At 47.2% G+C, this 17,735-nt stretch carries 20 protein-coding genes; 15 read left to right on the forward strand and 5 right to left on the reverse strand.

From position 1 onward, the window contains the following. Positions 1–18 precede the first annotated feature (18 nt). The 15 genes from GN111_RS11675 (at position 19) to GN111_RS11745 (ending at position 14,945) form a co-directional block, all read left to right on the forward strand. Entirely contained in the window at positions 19–291 is a 273-nt protein-coding gene (locus tag GN111_RS11675) for a hypothetical protein (protein ID WP_155303919.1), read from the forward strand. A gap of 59 nt (positions 292–350) precedes the next feature. Beyond that, positions 351–791, forward strand: a complete 441-nt coding sequence (locus GN111_RS11680) for a TadE/TadG family type IV pilus assembly protein (protein WP_155303920.1) — start codon at positions 351–353, stop codon at positions 789–791. After that, the gene (locus tag GN111_RS33360) at positions 784–2,094 is read left to right on the forward strand and encodes a pilus assembly protein TadG-related protein (protein WP_170302232.1); all 1,311 of its coding nucleotides are present in this window, start codon (positions 784–786) and stop codon (positions 2,092–2,094) included. Before GN111_RS11680 ends, GN111_RS33360 begins: the two co-directional genes overlap by 8 nt. Positions 2,095–2,129: 35 nt before the next feature. After that, complete coding sequence (locus GN111_RS11690; RefSeq protein ID WP_155303921.1) at positions 2,130–3,284, forward strand: CpaE/TadZ family protein; 1,155 nt, start codon at positions 2,130–2,132, stop codon at positions 3,282–3,284. Between the two features lie 54 nt (positions 3,285–3,338). Beyond that, positions 3,339–4,682 carry a TadA family conjugal transfer-associated ATPase gene (locus GN111_RS11695; protein WP_231715723.1) on the forward strand — a complete coding sequence of 448 codons (1,344 nt, stop codon included), beginning with the start codon at positions 3,339–3,341 and terminating at the stop codon, positions 4,680–4,682. 16 nt (positions 4,683–4,698) lie between these two features. Next, complete coding sequence (locus GN111_RS11700; RefSeq protein ID WP_155303922.1) at positions 4,699–5,667, forward strand: type II secretion system F family protein; 969 nt, start codon at positions 4,699–4,701, stop codon at positions 5,665–5,667. Between the two features lie 26 nt (positions 5,668–5,693). After that, complete coding sequence (locus GN111_RS11705) at positions 5,694–6,671, forward strand: type II secretion system F family protein (protein ID WP_155303923.1); 978 nt, start codon at positions 5,694–5,696, stop codon at positions 6,669–6,671. Positions 6,672–6,845: 174 nt separating this feature from the next. Next, positions 6,846–7,652: a tetratricopeptide repeat protein gene (locus tag GN111_RS11710; protein WP_170302233.1), complete on the forward strand. Its 807-nt coding sequence runs from the start codon at positions 6,846–6,848 to the stop codon at positions 7,650–7,652. Positions 7,653–7,729: 77 nt separating this feature from the next. After that, positions 7,730–8,956 carry an SH3 domain-containing protein gene (locus tag GN111_RS11715; protein WP_155303925.1) on the forward strand — a complete coding sequence of 409 codons (1,227 nt, stop codon included), beginning with the start codon at positions 7,730–7,732 and terminating at the stop codon, positions 8,954–8,956. A 77-nt stretch (positions 8,957–9,033) separates the two neighbouring features. Further along, positions 9,034–10,410 carry a LytR C-terminal domain-containing protein gene (locus GN111_RS11720; protein ID WP_155303926.1) on the forward strand — a complete coding sequence of 459 codons (1,377 nt, stop codon included), beginning with the start codon at positions 9,034–9,036 and terminating at the stop codon, positions 10,408–10,410. Between the two features lie 106 nt (positions 10,411–10,516). Then, entirely contained in the window at positions 10,517–11,134 is a 618-nt protein-coding gene (locus GN111_RS11725; RefSeq protein WP_155303927.1) for an outer membrane beta-barrel protein, read from the forward strand. 44 nt (positions 11,135–11,178) lie between these two features. Continuing rightward, positions 11,179–12,471, forward strand: coding sequence for a DUF8689 domain-containing protein (locus GN111_RS11730; protein WP_197740535.1), 1,293 nt, complete (start codon positions 11,179–11,181; stop codon positions 12,469–12,471). Between the two features lie 326 nt (positions 12,472–12,797). Then, positions 12,798–13,397 carry a retropepsin-like aspartic protease family protein gene (locus GN111_RS11735; RefSeq protein ID WP_170302234.1) on the forward strand — a complete coding sequence of 200 codons (600 nt, stop codon included), beginning with the start codon at positions 12,798–12,800 and terminating at the stop codon, positions 13,395–13,397. Continuing rightward, positions 13,366–14,253, forward strand: coding sequence for a DUF6502 family protein (locus tag GN111_RS11740; protein WP_155303929.1), 888 nt, complete (start codon positions 13,366–13,368; stop codon positions 14,251–14,253). Before GN111_RS11735 ends, GN111_RS11740 begins: the two co-directional genes overlap by 32 nt. 284 nt (positions 14,254–14,537) lie before the next feature. Beyond that, positions 14,538–14,945, forward strand: a complete 408-nt coding sequence (locus tag GN111_RS11745) for a hypothetical protein (RefSeq protein WP_155303930.1) — start codon at positions 14,538–14,540, stop codon at positions 14,943–14,945. A gap of 85 nt (positions 14,946–15,030) precedes the next feature. On the opposite strand, the gene GN111_RS11750 is transcribed toward GN111_RS11745, so the two are convergent. The 5 genes from GN111_RS11750 to GN111_RS34430 all read right to left on the reverse strand — a co-directional run bounded on the left by GN111_RS11750 (position 15,031) and on the right by GN111_RS34430 (position 17,722). Then, positions 15,031–15,369, reverse strand: coding sequence for a TfoX/Sxy family protein (locus GN111_RS11750; RefSeq protein WP_155303931.1), 339 nt, complete (start codon positions 15,367–15,369; stop codon positions 15,031–15,033). A 33-nt stretch (positions 15,370–15,402) separates the two neighbouring features. Continuing rightward, positions 15,403–15,783, reverse strand: a complete 381-nt coding sequence (locus tag GN111_RS11755; protein ID WP_155303932.1) for a VOC family protein — start codon at positions 15,781–15,783, stop codon at positions 15,403–15,405. Positions 15,784–16,007: 224 nt separating this feature from the next. Further along, positions 16,008–16,637, reverse strand: a complete 630-nt coding sequence (locus GN111_RS11760) for a flavin reductase family protein (RefSeq protein ID WP_197740536.1) — start codon at positions 16,635–16,637, stop codon at positions 16,008–16,010. Between the two features lie 45 nt (positions 16,638–16,682). Then, positions 16,683–17,168, reverse strand: coding sequence for a methyltransferase family protein (locus GN111_RS11765; protein WP_170302235.1), 486 nt, complete (start codon positions 17,166–17,168; stop codon positions 16,683–16,685). A gap of 128 nt (positions 17,169–17,296) precedes the next feature. After that, complete coding sequence (locus GN111_RS34430; protein ID WP_197740537.1) at positions 17,297–17,722, reverse strand: DUF3795 domain-containing protein; 426 nt, start codon at positions 17,720–17,722, stop codon at positions 17,297–17,299. Positions 17,723–17,735 lie beyond the last annotated feature (13 nt).

A 17,735-nucleotide genomic window follows, 5' to 3' on the forward strand; every position in this document is an offset into this window, starting at 1 on the left:
GATCAGCGAGGAAAAACCATGTTGATGAATCTATCTAAAACAATTGTTGCGACTATCATTGCGATCGGACTTGTGGGATGCGCCCAATTCAATATGAATGATATCGACACGCCGTTGGAAAAAAACTGGGGCCGATCCTTCGAATCCGCCAAATACAACCAAATCCTTGATCCGGAATCCGAAGAAAACCTAGATCCAATAGAGGGTCTGGCAGGCTCGAAGGCAGAACATATTGTGGATTCTCATATCGGTTGTGGTGAAGGCAATGCCTCGAAAAAGAATGAGAATTGATATCTGATTCTCGATGAAACGCCATCCGATGATACATAGATTTTTGAGGAGATCCCTTTATGAATAGCAGCCATAAAATAAAAATATTTCAAAACGAGCATGGTGGCTCTCTTATTGAATTCGCCATTGTCATGCCTCTACTTCTCGTAATTCTTTTCGCTATCATCGAGTTCGGCATTCTATTATATAACCAAGCGGTAATCACCAATGCCAGCCGCGAAGGTGTTCGATTCGGCATCGTCGCCCGGGCACCAAGGTATACCACCGAGGAAATCGATACATACGTAACTTCCTTTTGCGACAACAATTTGTTGATAACTTTTGGTGGGTGGACAGCCCCTACGGTGACGGTGAATTTTGACGAAGGGCAGGATTTTGGCGACCCCCTGTCGGTTCAGATTCAGTGGCCCCACACATTCCTCGCACTACCGAATCTTCCCGGTGTCGGACTCTCTAATCCGATGACGCTCTCAGCTTATACGGTGATGAACTATGAGTAAGCATAAAAAAAAGGCATATAAATTAGTGCGGCGTTGTCTCCCGCCCAGAGTTAATAACCAGAATGGTGCGGTGTTGATATTCGTGGCCGTCGCGCTCGTTGCATTTCTGGCCTTCACAGCCCTGGCCATCGATATCGGCCGGTATATGGTTGTTCGCAATGAATTGCAAAATATTGCTGACGGTTCGTCATTGGCTGCTTGCGGTGTATTAGGAAGTATTTACCAGAATATGCCGTCGACGCAACAGCCCAACTATGTGTGTGGCACCAACGACGCGGATACTATTAAAGCGACGGCCGTGACGCTTGCCTCCAAAAACAGAGCGGGAGGGTTAGATAATATCGTCATACTTCCAGAAGATGTTATGATTGGGCAGTGGGATGGCAATTCCTTTACCCAAACTAATGATCAACCGGATGCTGTTAGAGTGATTGCGCGTCGTGATTCAAATGCCAACAACCCAATAACTACCTTTTTTGCCAGAATAATAGGCATCGATACCATGGACGTCTGGATGGATGCCACCGCGGCATTGACAGGGCAAAGCACAACGGAACCGGGGGAACTGGAACTCCCTATCGGAATATCAGACTATTTTTATCAAGATGGAAATTTTTGCAACGATTTCATAGTGTTCAATCCAACCAACGACCCTGATTCCTGTGCGGGTTGGAATAGTTACGATATATATCCGCCCAATGACAATTTACTCCGAGAGATTCTTAACGGTGATCCGAGCAGCCCCGAAACTACAGCTGGAGAAACAGAATTCAATTTTATCGGTGGCAATCTGAGTAATCCAACTTTTGACGCTCTTCTTATGCTCTTCAAGCGGAAAGGCTATGATATTGATCAGAACGGCGATCCAGTAGCAACTGAAACCACCTATGACGAAGACGGAAACCCCGTAGAAGTTCCAACAACTGGATCTTTGTCTGAAGACGATGGTGATGTGGTCCCGATAGCAGAAGATGGGGAGCCGCTTTATGGTGAAGATGGAAACATTCGTACGGATGATGAGGGAACGCCTCTAGAGCAGGCTCTTTATCCAGACGGGACACCAAGAAATCTCCACCGATGGGAAACCTCCGTCGTGGTTTACGACGGTGGCGGTACATGTGAAAACCCAAACGATTCATTAACAATCTTAGGCTACACGAGGGTTGTCATGACCAATGTCGAGACGGCACCGGAAAAGAGAATCGAAGGCGAAATATTGTGCGATTTGTTTTCCGAATACCACACAAGGGGCGGTGGCGGAGAGTATGGTGTCAAAGGAACAATACCAGGACTGGTCGAATAGACAGCGTATCAGGCAGGCGCCAATGGAGAAAAAAGATGATTGATCAAAAGCCTTCCATAAGCATCAGGTTGAGAGACAGGCAAGCCCAGAAAGCACTGGAACATATCGTTCTGAGCGCAGGCAGGTATCGCACCTCATCTTCCAAGGAGCGTCCTGACCTTCTGATAGTTGAATTGACCGATAATTTCGAAGCCGAGTTCAGCCAAATAGAATCCTTGCTGCAAAATAATGCGATCGGTGAGGTGTTCGTCACAGCGGCACAGCATGATACGGCCCTGCTGCGGCAGGCCATGCGTGTCGGCGCCAAGGAATTTCTCTCCCTACCCATTGATGAAATAGAAGTCAATAATGCCCTGGATGCATTTCAGAAACGCCGCAAGCATGCCACAGTAAACGAACAAGCAGCCCATAATGGGAAGATTATCCACATGATGGGTGCTAAAGGGGGCGTAGGCACAACCACCGTGGCCGTCAACCTGGCGATGATGCTCGCAGAATTGAAAAATGCCGGCTCCATTGCCATGGTGGACCTCAACACCGTGTTTGGTGAAATCCCGTTGTTCTTGTCAGTCAAGCCCAACTATCACTGGGGTCAGATCGCCAAGAATATGAATCGCCTTGACACCACCTTTCTGCTCAATGCCATGGCCAAACATACTTCGGGTCTGCATATCCTCCCCTCCCCCAGTTATTTGAACGGGCATCCGCCGGCAACACCCCAAATGATGGAGCAACTGTTGACCGCAATGAAAAAGACTTTTGACTACATCATAGTGGATGCCGGCTTGTCTTTGGAAGGACCGGCCTTAAAGACGATCGAGATGTCCGATCAGGTAATCCTGATTTCTCTTTTAAATCTGCCCTGTCTGAACAACACCAGAAATCTTCTGAAGTCCATGATCGGGTTGGGGACTGTCCAGGAAGGCCAGATCCGCATCGTGATCAACCGTTATCTGAAGAATGCGGACATATCTCTCAAGGAAGCAGAGGAAAGTATACGCAAGGAAATCTTCTGGAATATCCCCAACGACTACAAGACATCCATGTCGGCCATTAACCGGGGTGTGCCCCTATACGAGGTTTCTCCCCGGGCAAACATCAGCAAGAGCATGGCGGGATTTACCGACACCCTGATCAGCGGCGGCAAGCGAAAAGCCCCCAAAAAAAGCTGGCGTCTGTTTGGACGCTAAACCGTAGATATCGAAGCCGATAGAAAGATATAGGCATATAAGGAGGAAATCATTGTGGATACCAACATTATACCGCTGACGGATATGATGGAAACGGATGACAGGAACTTATTGCCCGATGAATACTTCGAGCTAAAAAGTCAAATCCACGACCGTTTGCTCGATCTGGTTGACCTGTCTATTCTGGATCGCGTTGAACCGGATATGCTCAAGCCGGAGTTGCGGTCGGTGGTTCAAAAAATTCTGCAAGAAGACCTCAATACAGTTCCTTTGAATGCCGAAGAAAAGGAAAAGCTTTTTATTGAAATCCTCGACGAAGTTTTGGGCTTCGGCCCGCTGGAACCCCTGCTGCAGGACCCAACCGTCTCGGATATCCTGGTCAACACCTATCAACAGGTGTACGTGGAACGTTTCGGCCGTCTGGAAGCCACAGACGTACGCTTCAAAGACGACGAACACCTGCGGAAGATTATCGATAAAATTGTTTCGGCCGTGGGCCGTCGCATCGATGAATCGTCGCCTATGGTCGATGCCCGTTTGCTGGACGGTTCCCGGGTCAATGCCATCATACCGCCCCTGGCCTTGGACGGCCCGATGCTGTCCATACGGCGCTTTTCCGTCGACCCATTGGAACTGGAAGATTTGATAGAATTTAAAACGCTCGTTCCCCAGGTAGGTGAGTTTTTGAAAGGGATTGTTAAATCTCGCCTGAACGTTCTCATTGCCGGTGGAACCGGAAGCGGGAAAACCACTTTCCTCAATGTTCTCTCTCGTTTTATTCCATCCAAGGAGCGCATCGTTACCATCGAAGATTCGGCGGAACTACAACTAAAACAACAGCATGTTGTTCGTCTGGAAACCCGCCCGCCCAACATCGAAGGCAAGGGAGAGGTCACCCAGCGGGATCTGGTGATCAACAGCCTGCGCATGCGGCCTGACCGCATCATATTGGGTGAGGTCCGCGGCAAAGAGGCCTTCGACATGTTACAGGCCATGAACACCGGCCACGATGGCTCCCTGACCACCATCCACGCCAACTCCCCCAGGGACGCGCTGATGCGGCTTGAAACGATGGTAGCCATGGCCAACTTCGAAATTCCCAGCCAATTTCTGCGCCGTTATATCAGTTCCGCCATCGATGTGGTGATTCACCTGGCCCGCTTGACGGACGGCTCGAGAAAACTGATCAGCCTTCAGGAAATCACCGGCATGGAAGGCGACACGATTACCACTCAAGAGGTTTTTTCTTTTCAGCAAAAGGGTATTGATTCGGCCGGCAAAGTCAGGGGCCAATTCGCTTTCGGCGGTGTACGGCCAAAGTTCATCGAGCGGTTTCGAATGGCAGGGATCAACGTCTCACCAACCTTGTTCGATCCTTCCAACATCACGGAGGTTTGAAACGAAAGGGCTTGCTATGAATATCCTGTGGATCAGTCTAATTTTATTTACCCTTACACTTCTTGTACTGGAATTATCGATCTATGCCTACCGCAGCTTCATGCATCCGGACCGGGCTGAAACGCTTCGCCGGCTTCGGCAGGGCGTCGTTGAGGATAAAGGTGGGCAGGCCGAAAATATTTACAAAAAAAACACATTGAGTGAAGTACCGTTCATCCACCGCATTCTTTCCGTCACTCCCGGAATTGATCGATTGCAACTAATGATGAATCAGGCCAACGTAGAATTTACGTTGGGATTTCTAATCCTATTAAGCATGGCCTTGGGGTTGATAACCTTTTTACTTTGCCAGATGGTTTTGAAAAATTTTGTTCTAACGCTATTGCTCACAACTTGTACGGCTGGCTTGCCGCTGCTCTATGTTAGATCGAAGAAAATCAAGCGAATGGCTCATTTTGAAAAGCAACTTCCGGAAGCTCTGGGGCTGATCGCAAGGGCACTCAGGGCTGGCCATGCCTTTACAAGTGGAATGAAACTCGCTGCTGATGAATTTAGCGATCCACTCGGTCCTGAGTTCGCCGAAACCCTGGATGAGATCAATTTCGGCCAAAGTGTCGCGGAAGCCCTAAAAAATCTTGTCCGTAGGGTGGACTGTCCCGATCTGAACTTCTTTGTCGTCTCAGTGATTATGCAGCGGGAAACCGGTGGGAATTTGGCCGAAATCATCGATGGACTAGCCCATCTGATACGCGAGCGATTCAAGTTTAGGGGGAAAGTACGGACGCTGACCGCCGAGGGAAGATTATCAGCAGTGGTCCTGTATATCCTTCCGGTCCTTTTAGCTGGATTTCTTTTTCTTTTCCACCCGGATGTCGTTGCCCCGCTACATGAAGATCCGGTCGGCAGAATGCTGGCCTCAATCATGATTGGGCTGATGGTTTTAGCTTATTTTATGATCAAACGGATTATCAAAGTGGAAGTTTAGAACATTTCCTCAGGAGGATAAAAAAAATGATTTTATCAGACGAAAATATCATAATGTTAATGGCATCCTTGGCGTTTGTCGTACTCTGCCTCCTGAGCATGGGCATTTTGATATATATAAGGAAAAAACGTTATCAACGTTCGGTAATAAAAAAAATTCAAGCAACCGATGACGACTGGAGTGCAATCGAAAACCACAATGAGTCATTAGATATATCTGGTGCTAACAAATCTAAAAATTTTTTTCTCAATATACTAAGCATGATCGGCTTAAAAACGAATCCTAACAGATCTGGAGAGGAAGCCGACATCAAAATCAAATTCTTACGAGCAGGCTTACGAGGCAAAAATATCCCAACCATATTTTGGGGTGTGAAGTTTCTTTTGGCTATCGGCTTGCCGGTTTCGTTTATAATATCCGCGTTTCTGTTTTTCCCGGACATGAAAAATCAGGCCGTACTCTGGATCGCTATCTTTTTATCTTTGCTTGGGCTTTATCTTCCTGACCTCTGGTTGAAACTCAAAACGTCCAAAAGAAAGGATAAAATTACCAAGGGATTTCCGGATGCGCTCGATCTGCTGGTTGTTTGCGTTGAAGCGGGTATGGGGCTGGATGGAGCTATAAATCGTGTAGGGAAGGAATTGGAATTAAATCAACCGGAGTTAAGCGAAGAATTCAACGCGTTAAATTTGGAGTTGCGGGCAGGAAAGGCTCGGCCAACAGCCCTTAAAAACCTGGCGAAACGGACGGATATTGATGATGTGAACAGCCTGGTAACGGTTTTGCTCCAGACCGATCGTTTCGGAACCAGTGTGGCGAAGGCTCTGAGAGTATTTTCGGATAGTTTCAGAACTGCACGATACCAACGTGCTGAAGAAGCTGCCGCCAAAATGGCCACCAAACTCCTCTTCCCACTGGCTGTATGTATTTTCCCGGCCATGTTTGTCGTAATTTTAGGGCCAATTTGTATTACGATCTATCGTGTTATGATCAATCCCTCATAATGTGATGCTGCAATAGGAATAACTATGAAAACATATCATTTTCGTTTGCCGAATAAGATGAGTCTGTTCCTTTTATTGATTATGGTTGTGAGCTTGAGCATGTCGGGTTGTGCCACATCAAATAAAATCGGAGTATCCAAACCCAAAAAACCTTTTTTTTCAGCTAACAACAAGATGGATAGTACACCGGAACCCGCACTGAACCAGACACTCCCGGATATGACCAGCAGGGACCTGGAAGAATTGGGGGACCGTCAATTCGGCAGCAAAGACTATTACCTGGCCTTCCTTCAGTATGGCAAGGCGTTGAAACTCGATCCGGACAACGTTCGTCTTTACTGCAAGCAGGGATTGGTTCTGCTGCAAACAGCCAAATATGAAGATGCCGTCAAATCCTTTCAGGAGGCTGTGAAGAAGCAACCGAGGTACGCCGCCGCCCATGAAGGCATGGGCACGGCATTTTTCAGGATGGGCCAATACCAGCTGGCCATCCTCTCTTTTGACAAAACCCTCGAACTGAATCCCGGATCCTGGGAAGCCCGAAATTATCTGGGCAACATCTACGATATTCAGAAGCAATACGACAAGGCCTCGCGGGAGTATGCGGAAGCCATTCTGCTCAAACCGCAGGATGGCTTGCTCTACAACAACCTGGGCGTTTCCCTGTCCCTGGCCGGACGCTACGAAGAATCCATCAGCACCTTTAAGCGGGCACTGCGCACCAACGGCCCGAAAGATAAAATTTACAATAATCTCGGATTGGTTCTTGCCCGTACAGGCCGCTACGACGGGGCTTTGGAAGCCTTCAGACAAGGGTCCAACACCGCCCGGGCTTACAACAATTTAGGCTGCGTACTGATGGCTCAGGGAGAATATCAGAAAGCGGCCCAATCGTTCAACCAGGCCATCGCATCCAGTCCGAAATTCTACGAGAAGGCCTACGAGAACCTGAAGAAGGTGGAGATGCGAAAATTCTATTAGGAGCACCGCCATCCATCTTCAGTAGCGGCCATTTTTGTTGCATCATACCCGATGCATTCCTGTCCAGGAGATACACCATGAAAAAAAAACAAAAACCTGTCGAACCCCCGAAAAGCGCAAGATGGATGCAGTACCTCGAGATGGTCGGGGATGGCCTTGCCGCAGCTGGTAAACCGGCGATGATCACCATGTTCGGTTTGGTTTGCATCTGGACCGTCGCCCGGGTGATGGAAGCCCTGCATGGAAATCCGGTTCTGGATATGACCCTCACCAACTGGTTTGGTTTGATCGTTTGGGTCCTGTTATCGGTGTGGATGACCGGATTGGCAGTCGCCTCTGCTCGGGAGTATAAGAAAATCGATAACAAAAAGGCTTTCTGGTTTGCCTGGGCCCTGTTGGGTGTCATTGTCCTGCTTCTTTCTTTCAGTATAGAAGGCTTTTACAACGCATCGGCGGGCTTATTGGCGCTTCTGGCAGGATCTCCCGAAACGTCCCAACAGAATCTCTTTCTATTGGTGAAATTTCATCCGCTCAACCCTCTGCTGGCATTCAATCTGATTATCTTTAAACTCACGGGGATTTCCTGGGGCATCGAATCGATCGCGCCCTTTGTCTGGAGTTGGAAGGCACTCTTTGTCTTTTTCGTCTGGAGTTGCGCCCTTGGAATCGTTCTCCTGATGCGCAAGGACAACTGGGGGGCCAAGGCATTCCACCTCTCCCTTGCGGTTATGGGAGTCGCCGCTCTGATCGTTTTTAAATCGATCCACAAGCCGACAGCCGAGATCCTGATTGTCTTCCAGGCGGCGGTTCCGATGTTGTTACTTTTTCAGGTTCTGCTGTTCTATGCATCTGCCAGAACGCTTGTAATGGACGGCAAGGGAAAACCAGCCGCCCCGGCGTCCCCTGAATATTCTACGTCCGGGGAACACCAGCAGGACGGAAATTCAACCCAACGGACAATCGGCCTTCCTCCTGCGGCTATCCGGCTGGCCGTATTCATCGTATTGATCCTGCCGATACTGGCCGATCTGCAGGGCCGATATCAGCTTTCCATGGCATCTGCCCGCATCGTTGCCGAAGTGTCGGAGAATCAGGCCCCAGCATCACAAAAAATGGTTGCGGTTGCCCCCATCAGTGTTCGAAGCGGACCGGCCATCGGAGACGATGTTCTCGGAATCTTGCCCAAGGGGACGCGTATTACTGTCACAGATGAAAAATTCAACTGGGCGAATATCGGGAAAAACAGATGGATCCCCGTGAAGTTCCTGCGGCCGCTGACGCCGCATAAAACGGCATCATCATGACTTCAGCGTAAGGGATAGTGTTTTTTGTGGACACGTTTTCAATCACGGCAAGGATTCATAAGCAAAGAGGTTACAAAATGAAAAAGTCGATCGCAGCTTCCGTGAAAGTATCGGTAATTATCTGCACAGCGGCTTTCCTGTTTTCGGCCTGCACCTTGTTCCAGGGCAATGAAGGCCGCAACCGGACCGCATTTTCCCAACAACCATCCATATATCACGGAAAAATCAGCACCAACAGCGATGAATCCAGGGATCACTATTCCATGGGCTGCGTGTTTCAGGAAAAAGGCAAGCATCGTTTGGCCGTTGCGGAGTTTGAAGCCGCCGTGCAGACCGATCCGGACAACGCAATGGCCTACAACGCAAAGGGGATTTCACTGGACAGGATGGGAGAATATTCCAAAGCACAAACCGCCTATCTTGCGGCCTTGGCCATCCATCTAGACCGGTCCGATGTTCTCAACAACCTTGGTTATTCCTATCTTCTGCAAGCCCGTCCCGAGCTGGCCGTCGACTATCTTACCAGAGCCGTGGCCCTGGATCAGGAAAACGAACGTTACCGCAATAACCTTGGTGTCGCTTATGCCCGAATCGGAGACCACGAGGCCGCCCTCCAGACGTTCCTGGCCGCGGGTGATAAGGCCCGGGCCTACTCGAATATGGGCCGCCTATACTACCGCGAGGGGGATTACGACCGCGCCGCCCAGCACTTTTCCATGGCATCGGCATTGAAACCGTCGGACACTGACAGCGGCAACGGTCTTATCGCCGCCACCAGCCTCGCCCGGATCCATGAGGAAAAGCAAGAAATGCTCGACAATACCGAGGAAAAACGTCAAGGCCTGGAAGAAGACGATCTCACGGCCCGCTATGATGCGGACGGCTTTACCACCATCCCGGCCGGTGCCATTGAAGACCCGGAGATCATCGAAATTGAACCGGCATACATGGCGATCCTAAACGAGAAGACCGAAGATCGGAACGATCAACCCATCTACACCGTCTCCCTGGCCGAGTTCGGCAGCGCTGAAGGCCAGAACGCTGCCATCCGGAAGACGATGGAGGTCGAACGCAATGGGATAATCCACGAATCCAGGGCCCCGGAACTGTTGGGCCTGGATGGGACCGACATTCAGCGCCAGCCCATGCGCCGAGTCAAGATCGAGGTCTCCAATGGCAATGGTTTACGGCACATGGCCAGGAACGTAGGCACTTACCTGACCGGTAAAGGTTTCATTCTGATGTACCTCTCCAACGCAGACCACTTCAACCATGTGGGAACCAGCATCTATTACACAAAAGAAAATGCTGAAGAAGCCTACCGCCTGTCCCAGGAACTTCCGGGCCTGCAGACCCTTGAAGAAGTTCAGGATATCAGGAATGGAAACGCCGGTATCCGTGTGCGTATCGGCAGGGATCTCACGAACCATTTGAGTCTGTTCGAAATGGGGTAATGCCTTCGTGTTCATTGCTGAATCTTTTCATATAAAAAAATCATGAGGATCGACCCGTTCAAAGTATGGATGAAGATACTAAATCATATCGTTAAAGGAGGTTGAGATGGTTAACCGTGAAATGCGTCCGTTTTTGGCAATTCTTCTCTTCGTGGTGGTTACACTCTTTTTTGCCGGCAGTGTTCAGGCAGAAGAAAAACAGTATTATGTGGGAATCGGGGGCAGCTACATGTTTCCCAATTTTGACTATGAGGATGTTGTTGATTGGGACAGTTATGCATGGGGGATTAATGCGAAATTTGGGTATCGGCTCGCCCGTACGCTGTATCTTCAAATGGATGTCGATTATGTCCTTCCCATCGATGGAGTCCTGAAATCCGACGATTCCGTCGGTGGTGATGTAGAAATCCTGACCGGTATTGTCTCTTTGAAAGGGTATTTCCCAAGGTTCACGATGATAAAGCCGTATGTTATCGCTGGAGCCGGAATCATGCATTACAACGTAGATTATAACGATGAGGCCTATGCCGTAGCCGATGCCAACGGGTTTCAATTACCGGATGATGAAGAAACCTCTTTATGCTTCAAAGTCGGCGGCGGTGTGGACTTTCTTATCCATGATTCCGTCTCCTTCGGAATCGAAGGCAACTACACCGGAGGGATGGAAGAGGTCGACGAGGTTGAATACATCACTATCGGCGCAGGCTTTAACGTTTATTTTTAGTTTTGGTTTGCCGACTGCCATTTAAAATGGCCCGGAAGGACATCATGGAAGTCAATCTTAAAAAAACAAGCAGCGAATCTGTAAGGCCACTGTTCACACCCGAGGTTTCCGACAGTTTGAGCGGTTTGGATATCCCCGACACCCTGGTGGAAGATCTGATCCTCAGGCGGCTTTACACAACCGGAACCAACAGTTTAAAGGCGCTGAGCCAGGCCCTGAAGCTCTCCTATTCGGTTGTACAGGAAATTTTCGAACGGCTCCGCAAAGAGCAGTTCTTTGAAATTAAAGGCATGCAGGACCGGGATTATATCTTCACGTTGTCCGGCAAAGGCCAGGAGTTCGCCAGGAAGAGTTATGAGATGTGCCGCTACGTCGGACCGGCACCGGTATCACTCGACGCCTATCGAAATGCGGTCATGGCGCAGAAAGGCAAGGTCAGCGTAAATCGATCCAGCCTCCGTTCGCTATTTTCCGACCTGGTGCTGACCGACAACCTCCTGGATCAACTGGGACCTGCCTTGAATTCCCAGAATTCCATCTTTTTGTATGGCTCTACGGGCAACGGCAAAACAAGTCTCGCGAGCCGCATGGCCAGGATCTATGACGACGTCATTGCCGTTCCCTATGCGGTGGAGTTCGACCGTCAGATCATTGTGGTCTATGATCCGGTTTTCCATGAACGCGTGGATACGGCGGTCCAGGCGATAGACCCCCGCTGGGTGCTGTGCCGCCGGCCGTGTGTAATTGTCGGGGGGGAATTGACGGCAAATATGCTGGAATTGAAGATGGACGAAAGCACCGGTGTGTATGCGGCGCCGCTGCAGATGAAGGCCAACAACGGCATGTTTGTCATCGATGACTTCGGGCGTCAGATCCTTTCACCGGAGTATCTGTTGAACCGATGGATCGTACCGTTGGACAGACGCGTCGATTATCTGAGCCTGACCTATGGGGTAAAATTTGAAATCCCTTTCCAAGAGACGGTTGTGTTTTCAACCAACTTTGATCCGTCGAAGCTTGCGGATGAAGCCTTTTTGAGACGGATTCAGAATAAAATTTATGTGGAACCGGTGGGCCCCGAAGTATTCGACCAGATTTTTATCCGTGTCGTGGAAAACAAGAATTTAAAAAGCGAGCCCGGCAGTTCCAAGTTCCTTCGAAACCTCTGTTCCGAATTGATGGGCAGGGAGCTTCGGGCATGTTATCCGGATGACATCATCACCATTATTGAGGCAATCTCCGCTTATGAGGAAGTTCCGGTTTTGATTAGCAAAGACAACCTGAAACGAGCGGCAGACATTTATTTTACCCAGACGCTTACGGTTACAGATACCTAAAGCAGGCGTTTCGCCTTTGTCGAAAAATAGACGAACGCTATGATTTCAGTAGGTTATTTTCAGTTTTCTGCCTCAAAAGGTCAAATCAAGGATTTGCGAATACGAGATTTCTTGCGAATGATCGATTTGAATCGGAAAAGCTGTCTTTTCACCCCCCACTCCTACTTATTTTCTTCACTCGATAAGCAGGGTAGTGACTTTGAGGATATCTATCGGTGATCAATTTGCGTAGAACAATTTTTTTCCTAATTCTCGTCGGGATTCTATCCTCCCTTGTTCACGCTGCAGGTATGTATCACATCGGAAAAGACGAAGGCGGCGTCTATATGGATACCGATCAAGACGGATCATGGTACATCGATCCAGACCATATTCGGGATTTCTCCATAGGAGAGGCCGGAACGTATACCATCAAAGCGGATAGCAACGGCACCTTCCTTATTACCTCCAAGGGGAACAAATATTACATCAACCGCAAGGCACAGGAACGATGGGAAAACGAATTACAGACGTTTAATGAAAAGCAGCGTCAGAAATTAAATGAAACCCAGGTGAATCTGCTGGACGGCAACCATGTGCTGATTCCGGTGACTTTAGGATATGGTAACAATGAACTGGAAATCACAATGCTTTTGGATACTGGCGCGAGCATTACGGTCCTCCACCGGAATGTTGCCGAGAAACTGAACCTGAAAAGCATCAGTAAGGCCAAACTGATGATCGCAGGGGGCCAAGTCCTGGATAGCGACATCGTAAAATTGGATTACGCGAAAGTGGGCCCGATAAAGAAGCAAGGATTTGAGGCCAGTGTGATTCAACATACAGGCCCCCCAACACCCTACGAAGGATTATTGGGGATGAATTTCCTGAAGGGGTTGGATTATCGGATCGATTATGAACGGGAGCGAATTCTTTGGAAACCGTAAAATCCCAACAATTATACTTATGCCCGTGAACCACAATACAATTCAAGTCATCAATTCGGCAATTGTGAAGCTCTTGCGTCCCCTTATCCGCATGGCAATGAAAAGAGGCATCTCCTATGGGCACTTCTCTTCATTGGTCAAATGGGTATTTTACGATATCGCTAAAAATGATCTTACAATCAAAGGTAGAAAGCAGACCCAATCTCGCATTTCCGTATTAACAGGGTTCTCGCGAAAGGAAGTCAAACATCTATCGGAGATCGATCCCCCATCGAGTCAGAAAGTGTTTGACCGAAACAATCGCTGCGCACGTGTAATATCCGGGTGGCGAAGAGAAACCGACTTCGTTGATAAAAAAGGAAAACCGATCATTATACCCATTTACGGCAAAGGTACGACATTTGATACGTTGGTAAAAAAATTCAGTGGCGATATACCCACTCGGGCGATAATGGATGAATTGCTTCGAGTCGGTGCTGTACAACTGGAATCGGAGCAACGTCTTCGTTTGATTACGGATGTATTCGTGCCGACTTTGGACGAAGTCAGCAAATTCCAAATATTAGGCACTGATGTCGGATTATTAATCTCGACGATAGAAAACAATATCGAGTTTGGAATTAAGCAACCATTTTTTCAGAGAAAAGTGTATTATGACAATGTTCCCGATGAAGTTATTCCAGACATAAGAAGAATGTCTAATAAGTCTGCACAAATACTTATAAACGACATGGACAGATACATCGCAATTAATGATCGCGACGTTAACCCCAAACTTGAGGGATCAGGGCGCAATATTGTGGGTATCGGAATTTACTATTTTGAGAAACCATATAAAAATTTTTACGAAGATTAGATCCCATTTTATCAGAATGAAAAATTATACCTAACTAATCATTTAGTCTATTTGAAAACTGATCAAAAGATCCAGGTTAAGTTATGATTATTTTTCCTTTCTCACTTTTAATTCTAATCTTAGTTTGCATATTTCTATATTCTCCAAGTGGAATAAGATATCATGTAAAATTTTATACAAGGCTCTATTCCAGACTTTTAAATTCGAGGATATACCATAAAGATGCCATGACTTATCTCGTAATTTTCTATTTGAATAGCGCACCCGAATGGAAATGTAACTATATGAGAGGCAGGCTAATAGAATACTTTAAAAGTTTTGATCAATTTATTCTAAATATAACTCTTTTCCATTATAGTATTCATCCTTGGCAACAAAACTGGCAGACCGATGTACTGAACAAGAAGATATCCATAGATAGTATAACAAATAATGTTAAAAATTATTTAACGATCTATAAAAAGAAGTACCTTATCACAGAATTTAACCAAACAATAGAACATCAACCTATATTTACTGATTTAAATTTTAAAATCGCAAAAAACCTAATCGGATTTACAGAAAAAATTTATGATATGGAGATAATTTCTGATAATTTATGCTTTAATAAAAATCTTGACATCTTGAAAGAAGAAATAAATTTTTTAGATGGAATCATTCAGAAACAAAAAATAATTAATCAATTCACATAAAAAATATTTTTACGCATATTAAATTCATAAATTTTGTCCGTTCTATTGCAGTTTCTCCTATAATTTCCAAGTACCATACCAATATTTATCGAGAACATTTTGGCGGCAACCCGAGGGCAAATTCAGCACTTCTTTGGACCCAAATTTCCAGATCCGGCTTCTTATTCTCACCCTCAAAAGAGACCATGACCCATCCCTTCATCGGCCGACCGCTTGTGTCGAATTCTCTGGCCTCGGGGAGGGTTAGATATTTTTCGTAATTCTGGGGGCCCACGCGAACGATTAGGTCATTGCTTAGAACCCCACAGGCCATGTTGCCATGCAGGAGAAAGCCAACTCCGCCGAACATTTTTTTCATGGTAAAACCTGGCTTTTCTCTTAAAAGCGCTTCCACTTTCCCGGCAAGGTGCTCATTGTATGCCATGCGATTTCATCCTTTTGGCTGCTGTCGGAAAGTTCATTCGTAAGTTATCAAGTTCAGGCTTATTCCCTGCGGATCCTTTATTACACAAAAACGGCCAACCTTGGGGATATCGGTAGGTGGGAGAATAACCTCTCCGCCCAAGTTTTCGACCCTTTTGGCAGAGGCTTCAACATCATCAACGGTGATGTATGGATCCCAGCAGGGGATAACGTCGTCGGAAACGTTTCCATCCTTTAGCATCATGCCGCCAAGCATGGTTCCTTCTTTATGAATCAGCAGGTATGGGTTGCCGTATATGTTCTCTGTTTCAATAAACGTCCAACCAAGCAGCTCACCGTAAAATTTCTTTGCAGAATTCAGGTCAGTTGTTATCAACTCGTTTAGACTGAAATGACCGTGTTTCCTTGAGTCCAATCCGATTCCTCTCTTTTCAATACTTTGCGAAATGTTGTTTCCCCGACATCATCCAATTCTTGACGGATTCGTAAAAAGTCCGAAACCGCAAGTTGGCGTCCATTCCGGCGCATGCCGGCGCACGTAGTGAAGCTTTAGCGCTATCCATTCATTTCAACACCTTCTGGATGCCGGATCAAGTCCGGCATGACGAGTCTGGGACTTTTTACGAGGCCATCCAATTCTTATTTCTTCAGACTTTTCCCGATACTCCAGGCTTTCCCGAGATTTTCTCCAATAGACCAATACTGGTTGTCCGGCATTGTCAATGTGAAGGGGTTGACCTTTTTGATATCCAGCATGTTACCCGTCATATATTTTTCTTCAGTAAAAACCTCTTTCGGCTCTCCGATGTAAAGCGTATTAAACGGAAGTTTAACGGCATCAAACAAAGATAATGAAATAGAGACGGGGCATTCTTGAATGAGTGGTGCTTTGTCCAACTCACCAAAGAAAACGTTGAAAAGGCCGGACTTGTCTGTCTTTTTGCCGGAGACCAATCCACAATAATCCGTTTCTTCGATTAACGAAACATCAGGGATGTTAATACTGAATTCTCTGTTTTCGTCTATGCCCTTATTGGTATGATGCGGCCCTAACGCTATGGCAACCAGAGGAGGCTTGAAATTGACTCTTGAAACCCAACCAACGGCCATGAAATTTGCCTTTCCATCCACGACAGACCCTGCCAGGACCATGGGCATGGGGTATAAAAAAGCAGCTCCGGCATCAATTTTGATCTTTTCCATAGTATGCTCCTCAGTATAAGCTTTTTTAGGTTTCACCAAAATTGCGATAGCGTAAAGCTCGGCCATGATGATTCTTGGGTCTTATCGACTGCATCTACTGGTTTGATGGGCTCATTTCCTGGGCCTCATTCCAGGAATAAACATCGGGGTCCGCTGCCGATAGGCGACGTACGCTTCACCAAACCGCTTTACCAGCTCCGGTTCCTCGATGGCTTTGAGCTCCGATACGTTTGCCAGGATATAAAGCGGCGTGAAAAAGACGACAAGGGAGAGCGACTTGATGGCGAATCCAATCCCGAAAAGGAGGATAAAGACGCCCGTCAACATCGGGTTCCGGGCAAATCTGTACGGTCCGGTTGTGACAAGCTCAGGCGGAGGATTGAACGGAACCGGCGTCCCTTTCACCTTGAGGAAGTGAAGCGCTGACCATGCCATCACGCCGGTACCCACGAAAATGAATATCACCGCAATAAACCAGGATAGTCCTTCTGGCAACGGCCATGGAAGAGAGAGCCATCGATCCGTATGCATGGCCAGTGTCACGAAAAGTCCGGTGAACACCCCGAAAAGGATAAATCCGACCGGGGTGAGCAGCATTCGCGTCTTTCTGGTCCCTTTCGCTGCGCGATAAAGGAAATTAATCCAACAATCACGGATGCCCATATTTCGCCCTATTTCAGATTGCCGCTTAACTCCCTATGGTTTCATCTTAAACCTGAAATAGGTTAAAGATATCTGAATAAATCTTTTGTTTCCTCAAAATATGTTTCAACGCCAATTTCCTTCATGCGCGTATTCATCTGGCGCCATCGCTTTTCCAGATGAGGATCGAAATTCGTTTTGCTACAAGGGAATTCGTCACATTGAAAACAAAAATCCACTCCCTTGTCCTTATAGCAATTGACGACACCACAATTCGGATATTTGCATGTACCCTGCCGGCAACCCTTACAGTCCGGGTCAGTAAAATAGGCGAGCATTTCTTTAAATTGCGGATAGTTCGTAAATACTGGAAGAAATTTTGAAAAACGTTCGGCATAAATATCGAAATTTCCGACCAATTCTTGAATCTTTTTACTATGAAAAGCAATTTCTCCTTTTGTAAAGGCGAAACACTTACGGCAGCTTACAATGTCAGCCCAAATTTTCAACAGAAAGCTGAAC

Source organism: Desulfosarcina widdelii (assembly GCF_009688965.1).
Lineage (GTDB): Bacteria > Desulfobacterota > Desulfobacteria > Desulfobacterales > Desulfosarcinaceae > Desulfosarcina > Desulfosarcina widdelii.

Excerpts from the sequence above, each read along its gene's own strand:
- GN111_RS11675 (WP_155303919.1), top strand. The coding sequence starts at position 19 with ATGTTGATGAATCTATCTAAAACAATTGTTGCGACTATCATTGCGATC.
- GN111_RS11750 (WP_155303931.1), bottom strand. The coding sequence starts at position 15,369 with ATGGCATACAATGAGCACCTTGCCGGGAAAGTGGAAGCGCTTTTAAGA.
- GN111_RS11690 (WP_155303921.1), top strand. The coding sequence starts at position 2,130 with ATGATTGATCAAAAGCCTTCCATAAGCATCAGGTTGAGAGACAGGCAA.
- GN111_RS33360 (WP_170302232.1), top strand. The coding sequence starts at position 784 with ATGAGTAAGCATAAAAAAAAGGCATATAAATTAGTGCGGCGTTGTCTC.
- GN111_RS11745 (WP_155303930.1), top strand. The coding sequence starts at position 14,538 with ATGAGAGGCAGGCTAATAGAATACTTTAAAAGTTTTGATCAATTTATT.
- GN111_RS11700 (WP_155303922.1), top strand. The coding sequence starts at position 4,699 with ATGAATATCCTGTGGATCAGTCTAATTTTATTTACCCTTACACTTCTT.
- GN111_RS11735 (WP_170302234.1), top strand. The coding sequence starts at position 12,798 with ATGGATACCGATCAAGACGGATCATGGTACATCGATCCAGACCATATT.
- GN111_RS11710 (WP_170302233.1), top strand. The coding sequence starts at position 6,846 with ATGGATAGTACACCGGAACCCGCACTGAACCAGACACTCCCGGATATG.
- GN111_RS11760 (WP_197740536.1), bottom strand. The coding sequence starts at position 16,637 with ATGGCCGAGCTTTACGCTATCGCAATTTTGGTGAAACCTAAAAAAGCT.
- GN111_RS11730 (WP_197740535.1), top strand. The coding sequence starts at position 11,179 with ATGGAAGTCAATCTTAAAAAAACAAGCAGCGAATCTGTAAGGCCACTG.
- GN111_RS11720 (WP_155303926.1), top strand. The coding sequence starts at position 9,034 with ATGAAAAAGTCGATCGCAGCTTCCGTGAAAGTATCGGTAATTATCTGC.
- GN111_RS11765 (WP_170302235.1), bottom strand. The coding sequence starts at position 17,168 with ATGCTGCTCACCCCGGTCGGATTTATCCTTTTCGGGGTGTTCACCGGA.
- GN111_RS11715 (WP_155303925.1), top strand. The coding sequence starts at position 7,730 with ATGAAAAAAAAACAAAAACCTGTCGAACCCCCGAAAAGCGCAAGATGG.
- GN111_RS11680 (WP_155303920.1), top strand. The coding sequence starts at position 351 with ATGAATAGCAGCCATAAAATAAAAATATTTCAAAACGAGCATGGTGGC.
- GN111_RS11725 (WP_155303927.1), top strand. The coding sequence starts at position 10,517 with ATGGTTAACCGTGAAATGCGTCCGTTTTTGGCAATTCTTCTCTTCGTG.
- GN111_RS11705 (WP_155303923.1), top strand. The coding sequence starts at position 5,694 with ATGATTTTATCAGACGAAAATATCATAATGTTAATGGCATCCTTGGCG.
- GN111_RS11740 (WP_155303929.1), top strand. The coding sequence starts at position 13,366 with ATGAACGGGAGCGAATTCTTTGGAAACCGTAAAATCCCAACAATTATA.